Below are 21684 nucleotides of genomic sequence, written 5' to 3'. Positions count from 1 at the left end.
TCCGTGCAACAGGGGTTGAACCGCTTTCGATCCAGCGCAGCACGCACGATGCAGTGATCGCAATCGCGGCACTGGCAACACGGCACGACGACAGCAGCAACGTGCCCATGCAGAACGAAAAACGCTGCGGTCGCCCGCAGCGTTCTTCGTTATTCACCATGCTGGTGGTGATCGCCCGACCACACCCGCGCGCGCGCCCACCGCTTAGTCGGGACGCACGTCCACACGCACACGAATGCGGTCGCCGGGGTTGTAATCGCTGCGGGTGTGGTAGGTGCGGCCCGCGTATTCATAGGTCACATCGTAGCCTTCGACACGATCGCGCTCACGACGATAAGCCACCGGTTCGCAGACGCTGACATTGCTCTGGTAGGTCCGATTGTTGGCTTCGTAGATCGAGCGACCCGCCGCGACACCGGCCATGGTGCCCACTGCGGTGCCGACCAGACGCCCGTTGCCGCCGCCGACCTGGCTGCCAAGCACCGCACCGGCAATACCACCGATCACGCTGGCCACGCCACGGCTGGACGGGTTGGGACCATAGCTTCCGCCACCACGGTAGTAGCCATCGTTGCTGGTGTAGTAACCGTCGCCTGGACGGTTGTAGCACCGCTCGCTGGTGCGTTCGGTGTATGCATCGGAGACGATGATCGGGTCGACGCGAACCACCCGCGCATACTCGTAACGACCATCCTCGTAGCCACCGCGGTAGGTGTCGCGATAGCCGCCATCGTAACGCTGAGCCGTCGCGTTGCCCGCCACGACCAGACCCATTACCAGCGCACCAAGCACAAGAGTTTTCATAGCGGCAGCTTCACAGGGAGGACACGCTGCCGATGCTCGGCCTGTGCCGGTGAAACCGCACTGAATCGTGACGGCTTTGCAAATGGCTATTCAGCAAGCCGCCAGCTGCGCGCGCCGGTGTCTTGCACCGGCGCGTCACAGCGTGACAGCACTCAGCTGGAAAATTCGGTTTCCAGGCTGATCGGCACTGCGCTCAGCGCCTTGGAAACCGGGCAATTCTTCTTCGCCGCATCGGCCAGTTCGCGGAACTTGGCTTCATCGATGTTGGGCACCACCGCCTTGAGCTTGAGGCGGATCTGCGACAACTGCGGGCCGCCTTCCATCGAGAGATCCACATCGGCGCGCGTATCCAGCGAGGTCGGCGGGAAGCCGGCTTCGGTCAACTGCGCGGACAGCGCCATGGTGAAGCAGCCGGCATGCGCGGCGGCGATCAGTTCTTCGGGGTTGGTGCCCTTTTCGTCGCCGAAGCGGCTGCTGAAGGCGTAGCGGGTGTTGTCCATCAAACCGCTTTGCGGCGTGCTGAGCTGGCCCTTGCCGGTCTTGAGATCGCCTTCCCAATGCGCGGTGGCGTGACGTGAAATACCCATTGCGGTCTCCTGCTATGAAAGGAATGCACACGATAGGGCAGTGGGTGTTATGGCTTGGTGCCGGGATTGGGGAATCGGGAATCGGGAATCGGGAATCGGGAATCGCAACAGCAGACTATGGGCTGCAGCTGGCCGCAAGGTTGCTGTCTGTTGCCGCAAGGCTGCCGTCCGTTTGCGACCGGCAATGTCGCGCAGCTCGCATTGGGTATCGAGCGCGACCGCCGCCGCGTTGCGCGGCCGCGTTGCTGATAGTGCTTAACGTGGCCAACAAACGGCGCGCGCAGTCGTCAGGTGGGTGCGGACGGCGCGCTCGGAAGCCGCAGTGTACGGAGTGGCACATGCCGATTCCGGGTATCGAACGCGACCGCGCAGTGGTTGCGCGGCCGCGTTGCCTGTCGTTCTTAACCGAGCAGGGTTTCCAGCACGGCCATGCGCACGGCCACGCCGTTGGCGACCTGGCGCAATACGCACGATTGCGCGCCGTCGGCGACCTCGTCGGTGATTTCCACGCCACGGTTGATCGGGCCCGGATGCAGCACGGCCGCGTCGCGGCCGGCGCGCGCCAGACGCTCGCGGGTGAGCCCGTATTCGGTGTGGTATTGCTCCAGCGACGGCACCAGACCCTCTTCCATGCGCTCGCGCTGCAGGCGCAGCATCATCAAGGCGTCGGCGCCTTCCAGCATGGCGTCAAAATCCTGGCCCACCACGCAGCCGTCCAGCATGTCGTCGTCGGGCAGCAGGCTGGCCGGACCGCAGACGCGGATCTCGCCGGCGCCCAGTGTGCGCAATGCATGCAGATCCGAGCGCGCAACGCGCGAGTGCTTCACGTCGCCGACGATCACCACCTTGAGCTTGGAAAAATCGGTGCCCTTGGCCTGGCGCAGGGTGAGCATGTCGAGCAGGCCCTGGGTGGGATGCGAACTGCGCCCGTCACCGGCATTGATCAACGCGGTGCCCTCGCCTGCGGCAGCGGCCAGCGCTTCCACCGCGCCGTCGTCGGGATGGCGCACCACGAACCCACGCACGCCCATCGCCTCGAGGTTCTTCAAGGTGTCGCGCGCGGTCTCGCCCTTGCGTGTCGACGAGGTGGAGGCATCGAAATTGAGCACGTCCGCGCCCAGCCGCTGCGCGGCGAGATGAAACGAACTGCGCGTGCGCGTGGAGGGCTCAAAGAACAGCGTGCATACCGCAGTGCCGGCCAGCACGCTGCGCTTGCCGACGCGCCCGACGGCCGCGTCGCGGATCTGGCCGGCGCGATCGAGCAGTTGCAGCAGCGTGGTGCGCGGCAGTCCTTCCAGGGTGAGCAGGTGGCGCAGGCGTCCGTCCGAATCGAGTTGCATGGTGGTCATCGCAGGTCGGGAGTTCAGGGAAGAAGGGTGGCTTGGTCGGGCGCGGCCAACCAGCGTTCGACGATCACGGCCGCCGCCATGGCGTCCAGCGCCTCGGCATCGCGGCGGCGCTTGCGTCCATCGGCGCGCTCGCGCGCGAAACGCTGCGCGGCTTCGACCGAACTGGAACGCTCGTCGATCAGCACCACCGGCAGCGCATAGCGCTCGCGCAGTTGGCGGGCAAAGGCATGCGCACGCTTGCGTGCGGGTTGATCCTTGTCGTCCAGGGTGAGCGGGTCGCCGACCACCAGGCCGTTGGGGCGCCATTCCTTGTGCACGCGATCCAGCGCAATCCAATCGGGGCCGTTGGCGTGCACGTTGATGACGGCCACCGCACGCGCGCCAGCGCCCAGCGCGGTGCCGACGGCCACGCCGATCCGGCGCGATCCCACGTCGAAGCCCAGCACCGTGCCATCGGGGCGGATCGCGCCCGCCTCAGGCATGCCCGGAATAATCCGTCAGCCGAAACAGATCCACGCCGATGCGCCCGGCAGCGGTCTGCCAGCGATCTTCCAGCGCGGTGGCGAACAGCACATTGGCATCCGACGGCGCGGTCAGCCAGCTGTTCTCGCCCAGTTCGAATTCCAGTTGGCCCGCGCCCCAGCCGGCACAGCCCAGCGCCACCAGCGCATTGCGCGGGCCTTCACCGGCCGCCATGGCCTCGAGGATGTCGCGCGAGGTGGTCAGGAACACGCCCTGCCCCACTTCCAGGCTGGAATCCCACTCGCGCGCATCGTCGTGAATGACGAAGCCACGCTCGGGATGCACCGGCCCGCCACTGAGCACGATCTGCTCACGCAGGCGGTCATCGACGGTGTCGATGCCCATCTGCGACAGGACTTCGCCCAGCGTGTATTCGGAGGGCCGGTTGACCAGCACGCCCATGGCGCCGTTCTCGTCGTGCTGACAGATCAGCGCGACGCTGCGCGAAAAGGTGGGATCGGACAGCGCCGGAAGCGCGATCAGCAATTGGTTGGCCAGAGGCGTGGGCAAAACGGACATGGCTGCATTCTAGCCGTTCGCTCTGCCGCGCGCAGAGCCGATGCCATAATTGAGGCCTATCGCTTGCCAAGGACCGACGATGCCGCCGACCCCAGGAACCGCACCCGCACTGCCCGATACGCCACTGTCGCGCCAGACCCGCGCATTCATCGTGCTGGTCGCGCTGCTGCAGGGCGGCCTGCTGTATCTGGCCGCAGTGGGCGAACAACATGGCATGTGGCCCTTCACCGGATTGGGCGTGCGCATCTGCTGGTACGCCGTGGTGTTGACGGTGCCCAGCCTGGTGCTGCTGAGCGTGCAGGATCTTCGCGAGTGGCGCCTGTGGCAGCACGTGGCGGCAAGCACGCTGGTGTTCGCCGCCCTTGGCAGCTGGGCGGCGTGGAGCGCTACTGGCGCACCGGCCCTGCAGATCGCCCCGGTGCTCTGGTCGTTCGGCTTCACCGTCACGGTCGGGTGGTTCGTCGCCCTGCCCTGGCTGCAGCACCGGCAACTGCATGGCCATTGGCGGGCGAGCTACCACGCCCTGTTCGAACATGCCTGGCAGAACGCTCTGACGCTGGCGCTGGCGCTGCTGTTCGTGTGTGTGTGCTGGATGGTGCTGGGGCTGTGGGCCAGCTTGTTCGCGCTGGTCAAGATCAGCTTCTTTGCCGAACTGTTCCGCGAACAGGCTTTTGCCTATCTGGCGACCGGCGTCATCACCGGGCTGGGCATCCTGATCGGGCGAACCCAGCACCGCGCGGTGCAGGTGATGCGCCAGATCCTGTTCTCCCTTTGCACCGGCCTGCTTCCGCTGCTGGCCGGCATTGCACTGCTGTTCCTGCTGGTGCTGCCGTTCACTGGACTGCAGGCGCTCTGGCAGACCCGTTCGGCGACCACGATCCTGCTGAGCCTGGTGTTCGGGCTGGTGCTGTTCACCAATGCGGTGTACCAGGATGGCAGCGGGCTGCCCCCGTATCCGCGCTGGTTGCGTCGGGTGATCGAGGCCGGCTTGCTCAGCCTGCCGCTGCATGCGGCGCTGGCCGCATACGCCCTGACCCTGCGCATTGCACAGCACGGCTGGACCAGCGACCGCGTCTGCGCCGCATTGCTGGCCGTGCTGGCGCTGGCCTATGCGCTGGCCTATGCGTTCGCGGTGCTGCGGCAGCGCGCCGATCGCTGGCTGCCGCAGCTGGCCGGCGGCAACATGGTGTTGTCGTGGGTGGTGATCGGCCTGGCAGTGCTGGTCAACACGCCACTGCTCGATCCCTACCGCATCACCGTGCATAGCCAGATGCAGCGCCTTGCCAACGGCACGCGCGATGCGGTGAACAAGAATCTGGAATTTCTGCGTTTCGAAAATGGCCGCCGCGGCTATCTTGCGGTGCAGTCGCTGCGCGAAGACCCCGCCTTTGCCGACAGTCCCGCGCGCAAGCAACAGCTGGAGCAGCTCCTGGCACGCACCAGTCGCTGGAGCGGCAATGACACCGTGGAAGATCAAAAGGACGAACAGCTGACCGACCTGACCCAGATCCGCCAGCATGTGACCGTGGCTAGCGGCCAGGCCGATCCGCCAGCGGATTGGTGGCAATACCTGGTGAGGTCCAAGATGCTCTCGGGGGCTTGCACGCAGGGCAACAGCAACTGCGTGGTCAGCAGCAACGACCTCGATGGCGATGGCCAGCTCGACGTGCTGCTGTGCAACCTCAACGGCGACTATGCGATCGCCTGCGAGTTGCAGACCCGCAACCGAGATGGGTGGTATCAGGCAGGTACCGCACAGCTCTATTCCCTCGACGGCGAGGCCATGAGCGAAGTGAGCCAGGCGCTGCGTAGCGGTCAGATCCAGACACGGCCCAACCGCTGGCCGGACCTGGCGCTGCCGGGGGACCGACGCCTCCACATCAGACCCAGCGAGGAAGGCATCCGGCCGGAACCTCGTCGATGAGCGGCTATTGCGCCATCGCACCAGGCCACCCGATCCATGGCCACTACCACGACCACGAATACGGCTTTCCGCAGCGCGACGAACGCGAGCTGTTCGAGCGCCTGGTGCTGGAGATCAATCAGGCCGGGCTGAGCTGGGAAACCATCCTGCGCAAGCGCAGCAACTTCCAGCGCGCCTACGACGGCTTCGATGTGGACACTGTGGCGGCCTATGGCGAGAGCGACATCGCACGGCTGCTCGGCGATGCCGGCATCATCCGCAACCGACTGAAGGTGCTGGCGGCCATCCACAACGCACAGGTCATCGGGCAGTTGCGCGCGTCGCACGGCAGCTTCGCGCAATGGCTGGACGCACAGCATCCGCTCGACAAGGCAGCCTGGGTCAAGCTGTTCAAGAAGACCTTCCGCTTCACCGGCGGCGAGATCACCGGCGAATTCCTGATGAGCCTGGGCTACCTGCCCGGCGCGCACCGTGCCGATTGTCCGGTGTTTGCGCGCATCCAGGCGCTGTCGCCGCCGTGGATGCGCAACAGCCCCGCCTAGCGGCAACGTCGGCGAGCGCACGCCGGCAAGCAGCTGCATTACGCACGGGACAGCGGCGATGCGCGACATGCCGCCTCGCCGTGATGCGTAGCTGCCGATCACAGCGACACCAACGGCGCCCGACAACGCGCTGGATCACACGCCCATATACCGGTGCGGGCGGTGATTGAACATCAGTACCAGGCTCAGCATCAGCGCGCCAAGCGCCGAATACAGCACCTTGTCGGGCGTCAGTACGAAGAACGCGACCAGCATCAGCATCGCATCGAAACTCATCTGCACCTTGCCCGCGCTCCAACCGCGCTCGCGCTGCAGGTACACCGCCAGGATGCCGATACCGCCCAGGCTACCGCGATGGCGGATGAAGAACAGGATGCCCAGACCCGCCAGCGCGCCACCGACGATGGCCGAGAACAACGTGCTGATGTGCGCGTAATCGGCCCAGCGCGGCAGCAGATCGGTGAGCGCCCCGCAGGCACCGACTGCAGCGAAGGTCTTCAGGGTGAACTCCCAGCCCATGCGGCGCACGCTCAACCAATAGAACGGCAGATTGACCAGCACGAACACCAGGCCGAAATTCCAGTGCAACGCGTAGTGCAGCAGAAATGCCACCCCGGCCATGCCGCCGATCATCAGCCCGCCCTTGGCGAAGATGGCCAGACCCAATGACGCAACCAATGTCGCCAGCACCATGCCCTGCGCGTCCTCGGCAACAGAGTGGTGAAACGCGTGATCGTCGGCGTCGGTACCTGCCGAATCCGGCGGCGGCGTCAACGGACCGGACGTCATCACTGTGCCGTCGTCGGGCAACGGCTGTTGCTCCGGACGGAGATCGGAATCGGGAAGGCTCACGGGCTGGGCACTGCGGTGGGGTGCGGATATTAGACACTATCGGCCCGCCTGGTTACATCTGAAACGCCACACCATTCCTGCGTTGCGACGCCAGGCGTTCACCGACTGAAGCGACGTCCGCCGCTGGCATCGCGCAGGCAACAGCCGCACGTACAACGCTGAATCGAATTGATTGCAGACCACCCACTCCGCTGCACGCCCCGGCCATCCGCCACGGTGTGCAGCGATCCTGCAATCGCTCAGCGAACCTCGGCAATCTCTACACCGTCCAACCCCTGCGACAGCGTCTTGGCGTCACCGCCTTGCGAGAGCTTGATGCGCAAACGCACTTCGTTCTGGGAGTCGGCGTAACGCAGCGCGTCTTCGTAGCTGATTTCGCCGGCCTGATACAGCTCGAACAGGCTTTGATCGAAGGTCCGCATGCCCAGATTGGTGGACTCCTTCATGATCTCCTTGAGCTTGTGGATCTCGCCTTCGCGGATGTAGTCCTGCACCAGCGGCGTGCCCAACATGATTTCCATCGCCACCCGGCGGCTGCGCCCATCCGGGGTGGGAATCAACTGCTGTGCGACCACACCCTTGAGATTGAGCGACAGATCCATCAACAGCTGGTTGCGGCGATCTTCCGGGAAGAAGTTGATGATGCGGTCCATCGCCTGGTTGGCGTTGTTGGCATGCAGGGTGCACAGCACCAGGTGACCGGTCTCGGCGAACGCCACCGCGTGATCCATGCCCTCGCGGGTGCGCACCTCGCCGATCATGATCACGTCCGGCGCCTGGCGCAGGGTGTTTTTCAGCGCGTTTTCCCAGCTGTCGGTATCGATGCCGACCTCGCGCTGGGTGATGATGCAGCCCTCGTGCTTGTGCACGAATTCGATCGGGTCTTCGATGGTGATGATGTGGCCGGTGGAATTCTGGTTGCGGTAGCCGATCATCGCCGCCAGCGAGGTCGACTTGCCGGTTCCGGTGGCGCCGACGAAGATGATGATGCCGCGCTTGGTCATCGCCAGCGTCTTGATCACCGGCGGCAGGCTCAGTTCCTCGACGGTGGGGATGCGCGTCTCGATCCGCCGCAGCACCATGCCCACCTGGTTGCGCTGGTAGAAGCAACTCACGCGGAATCGCCCGACCCCGGACACGCCGATGGCGAAGTTGCACTCGTGGGTCTTTTCGAACTCCTCGCGCTGCGACGGCGTCATCACGTTCAGCACCAGATCGCGGCTCTGCTGGGCGGTCAGCGGGCTCTGGGTGATCGGGCTGATCTTGCCATTGACCTTGATCGCCGGCGGCATCCCCGAAGTGATGAACAGATCCGACGCCTTCTGATGCGCCATCAGCTTGAGGAAGGAGGTGAAGTCGATGGTGCTCATGGCGTGCTCCTTCGGAGCCGGGAATGGGGAATCGAGAATCGGGAATTGGAAAAGCCAGTAGCCGGGGCTGGGGCCGGTCAGGGAAATCTGCTCTAGCGATTCCCCATTCCCGACTCCCTATTCCCGAATCACTCGAATACCCGCTTGTCCTTGGCGTACTCACGCGCCTGGTTGCGCGTGATCAGGCTGCGCTTGACCAGGTCCTGCAGATGCTGATCCAGCGTCTGCATGCCGTATTGCTGGCCGGTCTGGATCGACGAATACATCTGCGCCACCTTGTCCTCGCGGATCAGGTTGCGGATCGCCGGGGTGCCGACCATGATTTCCCAGGCTGCGGTACGCCCGCCGCCCACTTTCTTGAGCAATGCCTGCGAAATCACCGCGCGCAGGGATTCGGACAGCATCGAGCGCACCATCGGCTTTTCGCCGGCCGGGAACACGTCGATGATGCGGTCGATGGTCTTGGCCGCCGAGCTGGTATGCAGGGTGCCGAACACCAGATGGCCGGTTTCCGCAGCGGTCAACGCCAGGCGGATGGTCTCCAGATCGCGCAATTCGCCGACCAGGATGATGTCCGGGTCTTCGCGCAAGGCCGAGCGCAGCGCTTCGTTGAAACCGTGCGTATCGCGGTGCACTTCGCGCTGGTTGATCAGGCACTTCTGCGAGGTGTGCACGAACTCGATCGGATCCTCGACGGTGAGGATGTGGCCGTATTCGTTCTTGTTGATGTAGTCGATCATGCCGGCCAGCGTGGTCGACTTGCCCGAACCGGTCGGCCCGGTGACCAGGATCAGCCCCTGCGGCTGGTCGATCAGCTGGCGGAAGATCGGCGGGCAGCCCAGGTCTTCCAGCGTCAGCACTTCCGAGGGAATGGTGCGGAACACCGCACCGGCGCCACGGTTCTGGTTGAACGCATTGACGCGGAAGCGCGCCAGCGAGGGAATCTCGAACGAGAAGTCGACCTCGAGGAATTCCTCGTAATCGCGCCGCTGCTTGTCCGACATGATGTCGTAGACCAGCGCATGCACCTGCTTATGGTCCAGCGCGGGAATATTGATGCGGCGGACATCGCCATCGACACGGATCATCGGCGGCAAGCCTGCGGACAGATGCAGGTCCGATGCCTTGTTCTTGACAGAAAACGCCAATAGTTCAGCGATATCCATGCGCTGCTTTTCCCCTAGGCTGCGATTGGAAGGTACTCCCCGACCGGCAGTATAGCGTTCTGGGTGCTGGCGGGAAGCGGCGCACACCCGGTTCAGGCCGCCGCTGTGAGGCGCGCCTGAAGGCGTTGCTTTTCCGGCGTGGCGCAGGCACGGCGCTTGCGTGGACGGCGCCGCAAGCGCGTGTCGGCAGGCCACTGCGCTTGGCGTCCGGGGCGCACCCGCCCGGTGCATGGCGGTCGCGGAGGCCGATGCGCACCGCCGTTGCGCACGTGCCCGGCGACACCCCCTCGCCCACCGGCTGGTAAGGACGCTGCGGTGGGCGGCACTATAGCGATCCCCTGACTCCTGGAATGCCACGTGCCGGTTTCGTCGCTGCAGCAGATTCTCGATGCCATCCACGCCGCAGCGGCCGATCACGCGCGCGCCGATGTCCGCTTGCTCGCTGTGTCCAAGACCAAGCCGGCCGACGCCGTCGCCGCCCTGGCCGCACAAGGCCAGCGCGCATTCGGCGAAAACTACGTGCAGGAAGCGCAGGCCAAGATCGCCGCATTGGCCGCGCTTGGGCTGGAATGGCATCTGATCGGCCACCTGCAATCCAACAAGGCCGAGCTGGCCGCCGAATGCTTCGATTGGGTGCAGACGGTGGACCGGGCCAAGCTCGTTGGCTTGCTGGCACGCTACCGCCCCGGCGATCGCGCGCCGTTGAATGTCCTGATCCAGGTCAATATCGACGACGAGGACAGCAAGTACGGGTGTGCGCCCGACGCGATCGACAGTCTGGCCGAGGCCATCGCATTGCAACCACGCCTGCAGTTGCGCGGATTGATGGCCATTCCCGCACCGTTTCCCGAGCAGGCACGCCGCGCGGCGGCGTTCACGCGGATGCAGACAGCGTTCGAACAGCTCAAACGCCGGTATCCGCAGGTGGACACCTTGTCGATGGGCATGAGCTCGGATTTCGCCGAAGCGATCGCGGCTGGCGCCACCATGGTGCGGGTGGGCACGGCATTGTTCGGCGCACGTGCGTCCTCGCCTGACGCATCGGCCTGATCGCACGACGTCTCTCTCTAACCAAGGTGCCGCAATGACCCTGCCCTCTCCACCGGCGTCTTCGCCGTCCCTCGCTGCAGTCACGGCCTTTGTCGGCGGCGGCAACATGGCGCGCAGCCTGATTGCCGGGCTGATCCGGCAAGGCGTGCCCGCCGCCAGCATCCGCGTTGCCGAACCGGTGGCCGAGCTGCGCGCTGCGCTGTCGCGCGACTTCGGCGTGCAGGTTGAAGAACAGGCGCGTAGCGCGGTGCAAGGCGCCGACATCTGGGTGTTGGCGGTCAAACCGCAGGTGATGCCGGCAGTGTGCGCGCAGCTGGCCGACCTTGCGCAGACACAGCAACCGCTGCTGGTCTCGATCGCGGCCGGCATCACCGCCACCCAGTTGCAGCGGTGGTCCGGCGGCGCTACGGCGGTGATCCGCGCGATGCCCAACACGCCCGCCCTGCTCGGTGCCGGCGTCACCGGGCTGTACGCCACTGCATGCGTGTCGGACGCACAACGCGCGCAAGCGACCCGGTTGCTGGACAGCGCCGGCGTCACCGTGTGGATCGACGACGAAGCGCTGATGGACGCAGTGACTGCGGTCTCCGGCAGCGGGCCTGCCTACGTCTTCCTGCTGGCCGAAGCGATGGAAGCGGCAGCGCAGCAACAGGGCCTGCCGGCCGACACGGCGCGCACGCTGGTCTTGCAGACACTGCTTGGCGCCGCGCGCATGCTGACCGAATCGGGCGACGCCCCGGATGTGCTCCGCCGCCGCGTGACCTCGCCCAACGGCACCACGCAGACAGCCATCGAGACATTCCAGGCCGGTGGCTTCGAAGCGCTCGCCGCCAAGGCGATCGCTGCGGCGACCGAACGCGGCCGCAGTCTGTCGGCCGCCAACGATTAGGCAGCCTCCGCTTGTTCCAGCGCAAGGTTCCCGGTGAAACACGGCGCGCTGCTGTCGCTGCAAGCGAATATCGGCCTTGCGCACCGCCCGGCCAGGTGTCCAGTGCAGTCGGGACAGCAGCGCCATCGGCACGCGCAGAGAGCTGCCTCGGTCGCACCATGCAGGGACACAAACGCGTCCACCGCCTCGCGCAAACGACCTGCTGCTGTGCGTCAGACACCGGCCGAATCTGCGCATTGCGCGTGCACGACACCGAATCTGATGCGTGATTTTCGCCACTGGTGAACGAATACCCGTCAAAAGACGCTTTTTTCGGCCTGTTTCATCGTTTGCCTATTGGCGGCGCGCAACAGTTGCCCTACATTTCGCGTTGCCGACTGGGTCGGCAGACCCAACACCACCACAGATCACGGAACACATAACTCATGGCAAAAACCGCCGCTAAGAAGGCTGCCCCCAAGAAGGCAGTGAAAAAGGTCGCCGCAACCAAGACTGCGAAGCCGGCCAAGGCCGCCGCGCCGAAGCCGATCAAGGAAGCACTGAGCAAGACCGGCCTGGTCGCGCACATCGCCGAAACGACCGAGCTGGCTCCGAAGGACGTCCGCGCCGTGCTGGCCTCGCTGGAAGCGGCAGCGCACGCCTCGCTGAGCAAGAAGGGCATTGGCTCGTTCACCCTGCCGGGCATGCTGAAACTGACCACCGTGCATGTGCCGGCCAAGCCGAAGCGCAAGGGCATCAACCCCTTCACCAAGGAAGAGCAGACCTTTGCGGCCAGGGCCGCCACCACCAAGCTCAAGGCGCGTCCGTTGAAGAAGTTGAAGGACGCCGCGCTCTAATCGCGCACGCATCCGGTGTCATGGAGACGGCCTGCGGGCCGTCTTTTTTTTACCAGCGTCGCACCGCGCACAGCACATTGCGCTCATCGTCGCTGTCCTACCCTGGGCGCTGGTTGATAACGCACAGGTGCCTGTGACCGACCCATCGACAACGCCGCCGCCATCGACAGCACGTCCGTCGTCGCCTCGTAGCCCCGCACGCCGCGTGCGTAGCCTGCTGGTGTCCATCGCCCTGCTGTGCGTGTTGGGCGTCACTGCGCGCTGGACCTGGCAGCTGCCGATCGCCGAGCAGTTGCGCACCAGTTGGGAGCTCTCGCGCATGCCGCCACCCACGCAACTGGCCGTTCCGGTCGAGGGCGTGCGAGCACGGCAGATCGCCGATACCTTCGGCGCGCCACGGGGCAGCGATCGCACGCATGCGGGGGTGGATATCTTCGCGCCACGCGGCACGCCGGTGGTGGCAGCAACGCGCGGCGTGGTCAGCGCGATCCGCGACCGCGGCCTGGGCGGCAAGCAGGTCTGGTTGCTGGGCCCGGCAATGGAGCGGCATTACTACGCACATCTGGACGACTGGGCCGCCGGCCTGAAGGTGGGCGACGTCGTCGAGCCCGGTACCCAGCTCGGCATGGTCGGCACCACCGGCAACGCGCGCGGCACGCCACCGCACCTGCATTACGGTATCTATGCGCGCAACGGTGCGTACGATCCGCTGCCATTGCTGCGCCGTTCCTTGCCAGAGCCTGCAAACTGAGCACGCTGGAACACTGCGTCATGTCCCACCCTATCGAGGCCGATGCGTCCTGCGCCTATGGTGGCGACAGCCTTAAGGAACGACGCGACTCCATGTCACGCAAACGCTACCGCATCACGGTCACGCCCATCGAAAGCGACGGCCGCCCTTGTGACGATCGCTGCACCATCGAATTCGAGCAGCGCTCACGCGCCGACTGGATGCGGCTGCTTGAAGAACTGCACCTGCGCCGCGACCTGAGCAGCGACGAATGCGCTGCCCTCACCGTTGGCTCGCAATTGCTCGAAGACCTGGCCGCGCGCCCGCGCGCCCAGCCCAGCGATGCACTGGATGCCCTGCGGCCGAAGCTGCAGCTGTTGCTCGATCGCCTGCAACGCGTACAGCCCACCCCGCGCACCTGAGGGTGGTATCGGCAGCGCACGTACTCGCTACACTGCGCGCATCGGGGAACGGGAGGCACCATGCACTGGCTTGCAATCGTTGGGCTCGCACTCGCACTTGCCGGCTGCAGTTGCCAGCGCACCGCCGATCAAGACGCGGCCAGTGTTGCAGCGGCGCCCGCCGCCACACCGGCAGCACCGACCACTGCGGAGAGCGGCACGCCCGCAGCAGCGGCAGATGCGATGGGTCCCGACGAGGCCGCAACGCGCGCCAACTTTGCCAATGCAAGCGCTACCGTGCAGCGGTACCTCGGTGCGCTGCCTGGTTCCGGGCGTGCGCAGGCCGACGCGCTGTGGACCGGTGGTCGTCCCCCGCCGATGCCCGACGACGCCGTCCTGCGCGGTATCGGCGATATCCGCTCGATGCGCATCGACAACGATTCGCCGATCGCGTTGGATCAGCAGCGTCCGCCGCGCCTGATCGAAGTGCCGGTGCGCGTGATCGTGCGCACCGGCGCCGGCACGCAGCAGCTGGTCGGCGCCTACCGGCTCCAGCCACGCGCCGGCAGCGACAGCTGGGAAATCTATTCGGCGACCTTGCAACCGGTGCTGCGCTAACACGCGCGCGCCGCGAGCTCCCCCCCTCCACACGCGCGCACTAGGCATCAGTGCCTAGGAGGCAACCACAGGCCCCTAATCTGTGGTTCACCGGCGCTGACTAAGGTGATGTCACCTGTTGCCGGAGTCACCCGATGAAATCGCGTTCGCTTGCCGCATCCCTGCTTGCCCTCGCCTTGGCGATGCCTCTCACCAGCGCCTGGGCCGCGCCGCAGATCCAGGGCCGCCAGATCAGCGTGCAAGCCGCCGACCTGCAGCAGTTTCTCGGTGGCCGCTTCCCGCAGACACATGATGCATTGGGTGGACTGGTCGAAATGACGGTCAGCAATCCCGCATTGACGCTGCCGCCCGGTGATCGGCTCAAGATGGCATTCGATCTGGCATTGGCAACTGCCGGCGGTGCGCCGGCGCCGGTGGGTAACGTGACCTTGACCAGTGCGTTGCGCTACGACACTGCCAAGCAGGGCTTTTATCTCGATCAGCCCACCATCGACGATTTCCGCCCGGCCAATGCCGGTGCCAAGCTCGACCACAGCACCCGCCAGCTGCTCAATGCCTGGCTGGCCGATTACGCACGCAAGGAACCGATCTACCGCATCGACCCGTCCATCGCCGCGGTGATGGGCAATGTGCAGGTGGAGTCGGTCGGCATCCAGAATGGACGCGTGGCGGTGAACTTCAACCAGAACATCGAGCAGCTGGTGCCGGCAGCCGCGCTGTCCGGAAAATAAGGCGAGCCGCCAGGCTCAACGCAGGCGTCGAATGTGCCGTTGCGCCGCTGCGGCTATCCGCGCCCGCAACTGTTCGACACAGACACAGGCCCGGCATCACCATGCCGGGCCTGTGGGTTTTCAGCCGGTTCGACGTTGCGATCAACCGATCAGGCCACCAGCGCCTTCGCCACTGCCGCAGTGAAGGCGGGGATATCGTCGGGCTTGCGGCTGGTGATCAGCGCCCCATCGACAACCACCTCTGCATCCTGCCAGCGTGCGCCGGCATTGCGCAGATCGGTCTTGACCGACGACCACGACGTCACTTCGCGGTCGCGCACCAGATCGCTTTCGACCAGCAGCCACGGGCCGTGACAAATGGCGGCCACCGGCTTGTCCGCGCCGGCAAACGCACGGATCAACGCAATCGCTTGGGCATCGCCGCGCAGGGTGTCGGGGTTGAGGACACCGCCGGGCAACACCAGCGCATCGTAGTTGTCGGCCTTGACCTGATCCAGTCGTTGATCGACCGGCACCGAGTCACCCCAATCGGTATGGTTCCAGGCGCGGATCTGGGCCGCATCGCCAGGCGCAACCACATCCACTTTGGCGCCCCAGGACTCCAGCAGGCGCTTGGGCTCGGTGAGTTCGGATTGTTCGAAGCCATCGGTGGCCAGCACCGCGACGGTCTTGCCGGAGAGCGAATACGACATGGAAGGGCTCCTCACTGAAAGAAGCCCGCACCGTAGGCGTGCGTCCGTTGCGCATGAGTGAACCGATGTATGCGTCGCGTCAGTACGACAGCAGCGCTCGGAGCCTCAGCGCTTCGGTTGCAACATCGTGCCGGTGCAGTTTTTCGACCCACAGCGACATTCCCAGATCTTCTTCAAACGCGGCGTATGACGCTCGCTCAAGGTGATGCCGTAGTTGTAGGTGAGCTCTTCGCCCGGCTTGATCGCACGCTTGGCCTCGATGAAGATCTTGTCCTTGGTGCGGTCCTCGCCCTCGGCTTCTTCGATCACCGCTTCGCAATTGGGATTGCAGCTATGGTTGATCCAGCGCGCGACGTTGCCCTCGTAGTTGGCATCGAGCACGTAGTCGTCGCTGAGCGTGAACAGGAAGGTGTGCCCGCTTTCCACATCGCCGCTGTCGTCGGCATCCACTTCCGCGTGCGTGCGCAACCGCCCCTTGTATTGAATGATGCGCTCGCCTTTGCGGAGCGGGGCGAGGGCGAACATGCCATTGCCGTGGATACGTGACTTGCGGGCGGCAACTTTGCGCGACATGAAGGGGTCCAGTGATGGGGCCGCTCATTGTGACCGCAGCGCGACGATGCGCCAAGCACAAGCGCGCCATCGCTCGCAATGGCTGGTGCTTGCCGGCGCCTGAACCGTGCGGGTGGCCCTGCCGGGCCCGAAAGAGTACAATTTCGGTCCGCTTTCGGATTTCTCGCTGCCCATGCTGCGCGTCACCAAACTCACCGACTACGCCACTGTCGTGCTGACCGTGCTGGCTGCACGTGGCAACCAGGTGCTCAGCGCCAGCGAGTTGGCCGAACAGGCCGGCCTGGAAACGCCGACAGTGAGCAAGATCCTCAAGCCATTGTCGCAAGCAGGCCTGGTCGAAGGCCTGCGCGGCGTGCATGGCGGCTACCGTCTGGCACGCGCGGCCAGCGACATCACGCTGGTGGAGATCGTCGAAGCAATGGAAGGCCCATTGGCGATCACCGAATGCAGCCAGGACCACAGCCAGTGCGGCATCGCCCAGACCTGCGGCGTGCGCTCGAACTGGCGCTTGATCAACGACGTGGTGGGCGATGCATTGCGCCGCGTCACGCTCGCGCAGATGTTGCAGCCCCTCTCCCACCCTGGCGACAGCCGTCGGCGTTCCATCGCCGCACGCGTCGCGACCACCTGACCCTGTAGGCAGCCCGATGGCCACCGAACTTGCACCCCCGCAGAACGCCGAGATTATCGAACGGCTGGGCCGACGCTACGACGCCGGCTTCATTACCGACATCGAATCCGATTCGCTCCCGCCCGGTCTGAACGAAGACGTCATCCGTGCGTTGTCGGCCAAGAAAGAAGAGCCGCAATGGATGACCGACTGGCGTCTTGAGGCCTATCGGCATTGGCTGAAGATGCCGATGCCGGAGTGGGCGAAGCTGAAGATCGCCCCGATCGATTTCCAGGCCTTGAGCTATTACTCCGCGCCCAAGGGCCCGAAGTACGCTTCGCTGGACGATGTGCCGAAGGAATTGCTCGACACCTACGACAAGCTCGGCGTGCCGTTGCACGAGCGCGCGCGGCTGGCCGGCGTGGCGGTGGATGCGGTATTCGATTCGGTCTCGGTCGGCACCACGTTCCGCAAGGAACTGGCCGAAAAGGGCGTGATCTTCTGCTCGATGTCCGAGGCGATCAAGGAACATCCGGAGATCGTCAAGCAGTACCTGGGCAGCGTAGTGCCGGTCGGCGACAACTATTTTGCCGCGCTCAACTCGGCGGTGTTCTCCGATGGCAGCTTCGTGTTCATCCCGGCGGGCGTGCGTTGCCCGATGGAGCTGAGCACCTATTTCCGCATCAATGCCGGCCACACCGGCCAGTTCGAGCGCACCCTGATCGTGTGCGAGGACAAGGCCTATGTGTCGTATCTGGAAGGCTGCACCGCGCCGATGCGCGACGAAAACCAGCTGCACGCGGCGGTGGTCGAGCTGGTGACGCTGGACGATGCCGAGATCAAGTATTCGACCGTGCAGAACTGGTACCCCGGCGACGAAGAAGGCCGTGGCGGCATCTACAACTTCGTCACCAAGCGTGCCGAATGCCGTGGCGACCGCAGCAAGGTGACCTGGACCCAGGTCGAAACCGGCTCGGCGATCACCTGGAAGTATCCGTCCTGCGTGCTGCTCGGCGACGATTCGGTGGGCGAGTTCCACTCGGTGGCACTGACCCACCATCGTCAGCAGGCCGATACCGGCACCAAGATGATCCACATCGGCAAGCGCACCAAGAGCAAGATCGTCAGCAAGGGCATCAGCGCCGGGCGTGGGCAGAACACCTATCGCGGCCTGGTCAAGGTCGATCGCACCGCCGATGGCGCGCGCAACTACACCCAGTGCGACTCCTTGTTGATCGGCAAGCAGTGCGGCGCCCACACCTTCCCCTATATCGAGGTGAAGAATCCCGGCGCCACCGTCGAGCACGAGGCCACCACCTCCAAGATCAGCGACGACCAGCTGTTCTACTGCCGCGCACGCGGCATCAGCCAGGAAGACGCGGTTTCGCTGATCGTCGACGGCTTCTGCAAGCAGGTGTTCCGCGAACTGCCGATGGAATTTGCAGTGGAAGCCAAGAAGCTGCTGGAAGTCTCGCTGGAAGGCTCGGTCGGCTGACGCCGCCGAATCGGGAGTGGGGAATGGAGAATCGGTCTCGGTTCTCTTCCCTGCTCCTTGCCGCGCCAACATCTCGCATTACCCATTCCCTATTCTCGATTCCCTATTCCCATGCTCAAGATCGAAAATCTCCACGCCAGCATCGCCGGCAAAGACATCCTCAAAGGCCTGTCGCTGGATATCAGGCCGGGCCAGGTGCACGCCATCATGGGCCCCAATGGCGCCGGCAAATCCACGCTGGGCAATGTGCTGGCCGGGCGCGACGGCTATGACGTCAGCGCCGGCACGGTGCAGTTCGAAGGCGCAGACCTGCTCGATCTGGAGCCGGAAGCGCGCGCCGCTGCCGGCCTGTTCCTGGCCTTCCAGTACCCGGTAGAAATCCCCGGCGTCAACAACACCTATTTCCTGCGCGCCGCACTCAATGCGCAGCGCAAGGCGCGTGGTGAAGACGAATTGGATTCGATGCAGTTCCTCAAGCTGGTGCGGCAGAAGTTGGCCGTGCTGCATCTGAAGGACGAGCTATTGCATCGTGGCGTCAACGAAGGCTTCTCCGGTGGCGAAAAGAAGCGTAACGAGATCTTCCAGCTGGCGGTGCTCGAACCCAAGCTCGCCATCCTGGATGAAACCGATTCGGGCCTGGATATCGATGCGCTCAAGAGCGTGGCCGACGGCGTCAACGCACTGCGCTCGCCGGAGCGTTCGTTCCTGGTGATCACCCACTATCAGCGTCTGCTCGACTACATCACTCCCGACGTGGTGCATGTGCTGTCCGAAGGCCGCATCGTGCAGAGCGGCGGCCCGGAGCTGGCGCTGGAGCTGGAAAAGCACGGCTACCACTTCCTCAAGGATCGCGTGGTGCCCGAGGCGGTTGCCTGATGAGCGCCTTGCTGGAATCTCTCGCCCGCAGTTTCTGCGGCAACGACGCGCGCCGGGCCGAACTCGATGCCGCCCTGCAGACCGGCCTGCCGGGCCCGCGCGCGGAAGCCTGGAAATACACCTCGTTGCGCCAGCTGGAACGACGCAGCTTCCAGCCCGCGCCGCTGGTGCCGACGCTGATCGACGCGGCCGTGCTGGACGCCATTCCGTCGCCGCGCCTGGTGTTCGTCAACGGGCGCCCGTCCGAAGCGCTGAGCGATGTCTCCACGCTGCCCGAGGGCGTACAGCTGGAAACCTTGTCCGCCTCGCTCGCGGCCAGCGACGACGCGCAGCACCTGCTCGGCCGCCGTTTCGAAGGCAGCGATGAAATCTTCGCGCGCCTCAATGCCGCGCTTGCCGACGAAGGCGTGCTGGTGCGTGTGCAGGACGGTGCGCAGATCGATACTCCGCTGCATCTGGTCTTCGTCAGCGTGGCCGGCGAGCACGACCTGTCCTGGCATCACCGGCATCTGATCGAGCTGCGCGCCGGCGCGGCGCTGAACGTGGTCGAGCATCACCTGCACGTTGGCGATGCCGCGCACCTGAACAATAGCCTGATGCACGTTCATCTGGCCCAGGACACGGTGTTGTCGCATGCGCGGGTGCAGGCCGACAGTGCGCACGCAACGGCGCTGCTGCGCACCGATGCGGTGCTGGCGCGCAATGCGCGCTATCAGCGCGTGGATCTGGAACTGGGCGCCGGCCTGTCGCGCCACGAACTCAACGTGCGCCTGGAAGGCAACAACGCCCAGCTGACCGCCAATGGCGTGCTGCTCGGCAACGGCCGCCGCCATGTCGATACGCGTCTGGGCATCCAGCACATCGCACGCGACACCACCTGCGAACTGGTCTGGCGCGGTGTCGGCGCCGATCGCAGCCGGGTGGTGTTCCATGGCGGCATCAACATCCGTCAGGGCGCCGATGGCACCGATGCACGGTTGTCGAACAAGAACCTGCTGCTTTCGGCCAATGCCGAGATCGACACCCAGCCGGTGCTGGTGATCGATGCCGAAGAAGTGCAGGCCGCGCATGGCGCCACCGTCGGTCAGCTCGACGACAATGCCCTGTTCTATCTGCGCTCGCGCGGTCTGCGGCAAGCCGATGCGCAGCGCTTGCTCAGTGCCGCCTTCTGTCACGAGCCGCTACGCGTGCTGCCCACCGCGCTGACTGCAGTGCTGGCATTGCAGCTGGACCGCGCACTGACCTCGGCAGGCGTGGCATGAACGCACCTGCCGTCCCGCTGACCCAGACACCGGATTGGGCGCGCGTGCGCTCGGATTTCCCCTTGCTGATGCGGCAGGTGCATGGCAAGCCGCTGATCTATTTCGACAATGCCAACACCGGGCAGAAGCCGCTGCAGGTGATTGCCGCCACTGACGAGTTCTACCGTCGTCAGAACGCCAATGTCAGCCGTGCGGTGCATGCGCTGGGCACCGAAGCCACCGATGCCTTCGAAGGCGCACGCAGCAAGCTCGCGCGCTTTCTCAACGTGCGCGCCGACGAATTGGTGTTGTGCAGCGGCACGACCTTTGCGATCAATCTGGTCGCTTATTCCTGGGCGCTGCCGCGCCTGGGCGCCGGCGATGTGATCCTGATCTCGCGCATGGAGCATCACGCCAACATCGTGCCGTGGCAGCTGGTGGCGCAACGCACCGGCGCCACCATTCGCGTTGCGGAGATCACGCCGGACGGCGCGCTGGATCTGGACGCGCTGCGCAAGGCGATGACGCCGGAGGTCAAGCTGCTGGCGGTCACGCACGTGTCCAATGTGCTGGGCACGGTCAACCCGGTACGCGAGATCTGCCGCGAGGCACGCAAGCGCGGCATCGTCACCGTGGTCGATGGCTCGCAGGCGGCGCCGCATCGGCGTATCGACGTGGCCGGCATCGGCTGCGATTTCTACGCCATCACCGGCCACAAGATGTGCGGGCCGACCGGCACCGGCGCACTGTGGGCGCGGCGCGAACATCTGCAGGCGATGCCGCCGTTTCTGGGCGGCGGCGAGATGATCAAGGAAGTCAGTTTCGACGGCACCGTGTTCAACGACGCCCCGCACAAGTTCGAAGCCGGCACGCCGAATATCGCCGGGTTCATCGGCCTGGGCGCGGCGGTGGATTACCTGGAATCGGTCGGCCTGGCAAACGTGGAAGCACGCGAAGCCGAGCTGCTGGCGCACTTCACCGAAGAGCTGCAGCGCATCGATGGCCTGCGCATCTTCGGCACCACGCCGGACAAGGCAGCGGTGGTGTCGTTCCTGATCGAAGGCGCGCATGCGCACGATCTGGCCACCCTGCTCGACCTGGAAGGCGTCGCCATCCGCTCGGGCCAGCATTGCGCGCACCCCCTGCTGCAGTACTACGGCGTGGCCGCGACCTGCCGCGCTTCGCTGGCGTTCTACAACACGCACGAGGAAATCGAGCGTTTCGTCGCCGCATTGAACAAGGTACGCGTGCTGCTTGGCTGATCGCGAGGCTGGATCGGCGATTCGAGATTCGGGACTCGCAAAGGC

At 65.1% G+C, this 21684-nt stretch carries 24 protein-coding genes and 1 other RNA gene; 14 read left to right on the top strand and 11 right to left on the bottom strand.

The genetic code is table 11. The features are described 5' to 3' along the window. Positions 1–204: 204 nt before the first annotated feature. The 6 genes from GGR61_RS08470 to GGR61_RS08445 form a co-directional block, all read right to left on the bottom strand. Complete coding sequence (locus GGR61_RS08470) at positions 205–804, bottom strand: glycine zipper 2TM domain-containing protein (protein ID WP_184621111.1); 600 nt, start codon at positions 802–804, stop codon at positions 205–207. A gap of 152 nt (positions 805–956) precedes the next feature. Then, positions 957–1391, bottom strand: a complete 435-nt coding sequence (locus tag GGR61_RS08465; RefSeq protein WP_184408918.1) for an OsmC family protein — start codon at positions 1389–1391, stop codon at positions 957–959. A gap of 262 nt (positions 1392–1653) precedes the next feature. Beyond that, positions 1654–1731: non-coding RNA, sX9 sRNA (locus tag GGR61_RS08460), on the bottom strand. A 61-nt stretch (positions 1732–1792) separates the two neighbouring features. Then, positions 1793–2740, bottom strand: a complete 948-nt coding sequence (locus GGR61_RS08455) for an aspartate carbamoyltransferase catalytic subunit (protein ID WP_184408917.1) — start codon at positions 2738–2740, stop codon at positions 1793–1795. Between the two features lie 14 nt (positions 2741–2754). Beyond that, positions 2755–3222 (bottom strand): Holliday junction resolvase RuvX, encoded by a 468-nt coding sequence (gene ruvX, locus GGR61_RS08450; protein ID WP_184408916.1) that lies wholly within the window; start codon positions 3220–3222, stop codon positions 2755–2757. Beyond that, positions 3215–3781: a YqgE/AlgH family protein gene (locus GGR61_RS08445; RefSeq protein ID WP_184408915.1), complete on the bottom strand. Its 567-nt coding sequence runs from the start codon at positions 3779–3781 to the stop codon at positions 3215–3217. The genes ruvX and GGR61_RS08445 overlap by 8 nt, the downstream gene beginning before the upstream one ends. A 79-nt stretch (positions 3782–3860) precedes the next feature. Between GGR61_RS08445 and GGR61_RS08440 the strand changes: the two genes are divergently transcribed. Both GGR61_RS08440 and GGR61_RS08435 read left to right on the top strand, forming a co-directional pair. After that, positions 3861–5705 (top strand): DUF4153 domain-containing protein, encoded by a 1845-nt coding sequence (locus GGR61_RS08440; RefSeq protein WP_184621110.1) that lies wholly within the window; start codon positions 3861–3863, stop codon positions 5703–5705. After that, positions 5702–6247 (top strand): DNA-3-methyladenine glycosylase I, encoded by a 546-nt coding sequence (locus GGR61_RS08435; protein ID WP_184621109.1) that lies wholly within the window; start codon positions 5702–5704, stop codon positions 6245–6247. The genes GGR61_RS08440 and GGR61_RS08435 overlap by 4 nt, the downstream gene beginning before the upstream one ends. Positions 6248–6382: 135 nt before the next feature. Here the strand turns inward: GGR61_RS08435 and GGR61_RS08430 are convergent, their stop codons facing one another. The 3 genes from GGR61_RS08430 to GGR61_RS08420 form a co-directional block, all read right to left on the bottom strand. Then, on the bottom strand, positions 6383–7057 hold the full coding sequence (locus GGR61_RS08430) for a YitT family protein (protein ID WP_184621164.1): 675 nt from the start codon (positions 7055–7057) through the stop codon (positions 6383–6385). Between the two features lie 281 nt (positions 7058–7338). Then, positions 7339–8469: a PilT/PilU family type 4a pilus ATPase gene (locus GGR61_RS08425; RefSeq protein WP_184408912.1), complete on the bottom strand. Its 1131-nt coding sequence runs from the start codon at positions 8467–8469 to the stop codon at positions 7339–7341. A 128-nt stretch (positions 8470–8597) separates the two neighbouring features. Beyond that, on the bottom strand, positions 8598–9635 hold the full coding sequence (locus GGR61_RS08420) for a type IV pilus twitching motility protein PilT (RefSeq protein WP_184408911.1): 1038 nt from the start codon (positions 9633–9635) through the stop codon (positions 8598–8600). A gap of 357 nt (positions 9636–9992) precedes the next feature. On the opposite strand from GGR61_RS08420, the gene GGR61_RS08415 reads away from it, so the two are divergent. The 7 genes from GGR61_RS08415 (at position 9993) to GGR61_RS08385 (ending at position 14890) form a co-directional block, all read left to right on the top strand. Beyond that, entirely contained in the window at positions 9993–10685 is a 693-nt protein-coding gene (locus GGR61_RS08415; RefSeq protein ID WP_184621108.1) for a YggS family pyridoxal phosphate-dependent enzyme, read from the top strand. A gap of 40 nt (positions 10686–10725) precedes the next feature. After that, on the top strand, positions 10726–11574 hold the full coding sequence (gene proC, locus GGR61_RS08410; protein ID WP_184621163.1) for a pyrroline-5-carboxylate reductase: 849 nt from the start codon (positions 10726–10728) through the stop codon (positions 11572–11574). Between the two features lie 425 nt (positions 11575–11999). Further along, positions 12000–12410: an HU family DNA-binding protein gene (locus GGR61_RS08405; protein WP_184408909.1), complete on the top strand. Its 411-nt coding sequence runs from the start codon at positions 12000–12002 to the stop codon at positions 12408–12410. Positions 12411–12519: 109 nt separating this feature from the next. Next, positions 12520–13161: a M23 family metallopeptidase gene (locus GGR61_RS08400; protein WP_184408954.1), complete on the top strand. Its 642-nt coding sequence runs from the start codon at positions 12520–12522 to the stop codon at positions 13159–13161. A gap of 92 nt (positions 13162–13253) precedes the next feature. Continuing rightward, positions 13254–13562, top strand: coding sequence for a DUF3861 family protein (locus tag GGR61_RS08395; protein ID WP_184621162.1), 309 nt, complete (start codon positions 13254–13256; stop codon positions 13560–13562). Between the two features lie 222 nt (positions 13563–13784). Continuing rightward, positions 13785–14159, top strand: a complete 375-nt coding sequence (locus GGR61_RS08390) for a hypothetical protein (protein ID WP_184621161.1) — start codon at positions 13785–13787, stop codon at positions 14157–14159. A gap of 134 nt (positions 14160–14293) precedes the next feature. Beyond that, complete coding sequence (locus tag GGR61_RS08385; protein WP_184621107.1) at positions 14294–14890, top strand: DUF1439 domain-containing protein; 597 nt, start codon at positions 14294–14296, stop codon at positions 14888–14890. A gap of 149 nt (positions 14891–15039) precedes the next feature. Here GGR61_RS08385 and GGR61_RS08380 read toward each other — a convergent pair whose 3' ends face one another. Both GGR61_RS08380 and GGR61_RS08375 read right to left on the bottom strand, forming a co-directional pair. Further along, positions 15040–15582, bottom strand: a complete 543-nt coding sequence (locus tag GGR61_RS08380; RefSeq protein ID WP_184621106.1) for a type 1 glutamine amidotransferase domain-containing protein — start codon at positions 15580–15582, stop codon at positions 15040–15042. Positions 15583–15687: 105 nt separating this feature from the next. Next, complete coding sequence (locus tag GGR61_RS08375; protein WP_184408906.1) at positions 15688–16155, bottom strand: SET domain-containing protein-lysine N-methyltransferase; 468 nt, start codon at positions 16153–16155, stop codon at positions 15688–15690. 172 nt (positions 16156–16327) lie between these two features. Between GGR61_RS08375 and GGR61_RS08370 the strand changes: the two genes are divergently transcribed. The 5 genes from GGR61_RS08370 to GGR61_RS08350 all read left to right on the top strand — a co-directional run bounded on the left by GGR61_RS08370 (position 16328) and on the right by GGR61_RS08350 (position 21639). Then, a complete protein-coding gene (locus GGR61_RS08370) occupies positions 16328–16786 on the top strand; it encodes an SUF system Fe-S cluster assembly regulator (protein WP_184408905.1) in 459 nt (152 codons plus the stop codon). 16 nt (positions 16787–16802) lie between these two features. Continuing rightward, positions 16803–18260 (top strand): Fe-S cluster assembly protein SufB, encoded by a 1458-nt coding sequence (sufB, locus tag GGR61_RS08365; protein ID WP_184621105.1) that lies wholly within the window; start codon positions 16803–16805, stop codon positions 18258–18260. Positions 18261–18371: 111 nt separating this feature from the next. After that, positions 18372–19136: a Fe-S cluster assembly ATPase SufC gene (gene sufC, locus GGR61_RS08360; RefSeq protein WP_184621104.1), complete on the top strand. Its 765-nt coding sequence runs from the start codon at positions 18372–18374 to the stop codon at positions 19134–19136. Then, entirely contained in the window at positions 19136–20398 is a 1263-nt protein-coding gene (gene sufD, locus GGR61_RS08355; RefSeq protein ID WP_184621103.1) for a Fe-S cluster assembly protein SufD, read from the top strand. Before sufC ends, sufD begins: the two co-directional genes overlap by 1 nt. Continuing rightward, positions 20395–21639: a cysteine desulfurase gene (locus tag GGR61_RS08350; protein ID WP_184621102.1), complete on the top strand. Its 1245-nt coding sequence runs from the start codon at positions 20395–20397 to the stop codon at positions 21637–21639. Before sufD ends, GGR61_RS08350 begins: the two co-directional genes overlap by 4 nt. Positions 21640–21684: the final 45 nt, after the last annotated feature.

Source organism: Xanthomonas sp. 3058 (assembly GCF_014199765.1).
Lineage (GTDB): Bacteria > Pseudomonadota > Gammaproteobacteria > Xanthomonadales > Xanthomonadaceae > Xanthomonas > Xanthomonas campestris_B.
The sequence above is the reverse complement of the archived record's forward strand: the minus strand, read 5'-3'. Positions and strand labels throughout refer to the sequence as shown.

Excerpts from the sequence above, each read along its gene's own strand:
- GGR61_RS08470 (WP_184621111.1), bottom strand. The coding sequence starts at position 804 with ATGAAAACTCTTGTGCTTGGTGCGCTGGTAATGGGTCTGGTCGTGGCG.
- GGR61_RS08465 (WP_184408918.1), bottom strand. The coding sequence starts at position 1,391 with ATGGGTATTTCACGTCACGCCACCGCGCATTGGGAAGGCGATCTCAAG.
- GGR61_RS08455 (WP_184408917.1), bottom strand. The coding sequence starts at position 2,740 with ATGACCACCATGCAACTCGATTCGGACGGACGCCTGCGCCACCTGCTC.
- ruvX (WP_184408916.1), bottom strand. The coding sequence starts at position 3,222 with ATGCCTGAGGCGGGCGCGATCCGCCCCGATGGCACGGTGCTGGGCTTC.
- GGR61_RS08445 (WP_184408915.1), bottom strand. The coding sequence starts at position 3,781 with ATGTCCGTTTTGCCCACGCCTCTGGCCAACCAATTGCTGATCGCGCTT.
- GGR61_RS08440 (WP_184621110.1), top strand. The coding sequence starts at position 3,861 with ATGCCGCCGACCCCAGGAACCGCACCCGCACTGCCCGATACGCCACTG.
- GGR61_RS08435 (WP_184621109.1), top strand. The coding sequence starts at position 5,702 with ATGAGCGGCTATTGCGCCATCGCACCAGGCCACCCGATCCATGGCCAC.
- GGR61_RS08425 (WP_184408912.1), bottom strand. The coding sequence starts at position 8,469 with ATGAGCACCATCGACTTCACCTCCTTCCTCAAGCTGATGGCGCATCAG.
- GGR61_RS08420 (WP_184408911.1), bottom strand. The coding sequence starts at position 9,635 with ATGGATATCGCTGAACTATTGGCGTTTTCTGTCAAGAACAAGGCATCG.
- GGR61_RS08405 (WP_184408909.1), top strand. The coding sequence starts at position 12,000 with ATGGCAAAAACCGCCGCTAAGAAGGCTGCCCCCAAGAAGGCAGTGAAA.
- GGR61_RS08395 (WP_184621162.1), top strand. The coding sequence starts at position 13,254 with ATGTCACGCAAACGCTACCGCATCACGGTCACGCCCATCGAAAGCGAC.
- GGR61_RS08390 (WP_184621161.1), top strand. The coding sequence starts at position 13,785 with ATGGGTCCCGACGAGGCCGCAACGCGCGCCAACTTTGCCAATGCAAGC.
- GGR61_RS08385 (WP_184621107.1), top strand. The coding sequence starts at position 14,294 with ATGAAATCGCGTTCGCTTGCCGCATCCCTGCTTGCCCTCGCCTTGGCG.
- GGR61_RS08380 (WP_184621106.1), bottom strand. The coding sequence starts at position 15,582 with ATGTCGTATTCGCTCTCCGGCAAGACCGTCGCGGTGCTGGCCACCGAT.
- GGR61_RS08375 (WP_184408906.1), bottom strand. The coding sequence starts at position 16,155 with ATGTCGCGCAAAGTTGCCGCCCGCAAGTCACGTATCCACGGCAATGGC.
- GGR61_RS08370 (WP_184408905.1), top strand. The coding sequence starts at position 16,328 with ATGCTGCGCGTCACCAAACTCACCGACTACGCCACTGTCGTGCTGACC.
- sufB (WP_184621105.1), top strand. The coding sequence starts at position 16,803 with ATGGCCACCGAACTTGCACCCCCGCAGAACGCCGAGATTATCGAACGG.
- sufC (WP_184621104.1), top strand. The coding sequence starts at position 18,372 with ATGCTCAAGATCGAAAATCTCCACGCCAGCATCGCCGGCAAAGACATC.
- sufD (WP_184621103.1), top strand. The coding sequence starts at position 19,136 with ATGAGCGCCTTGCTGGAATCTCTCGCCCGCAGTTTCTGCGGCAACGAC.
- GGR61_RS08350 (WP_184621102.1), top strand. The coding sequence starts at position 20,395 with ATGAACGCACCTGCCGTCCCGCTGACCCAGACACCGGATTGGGCGCGC.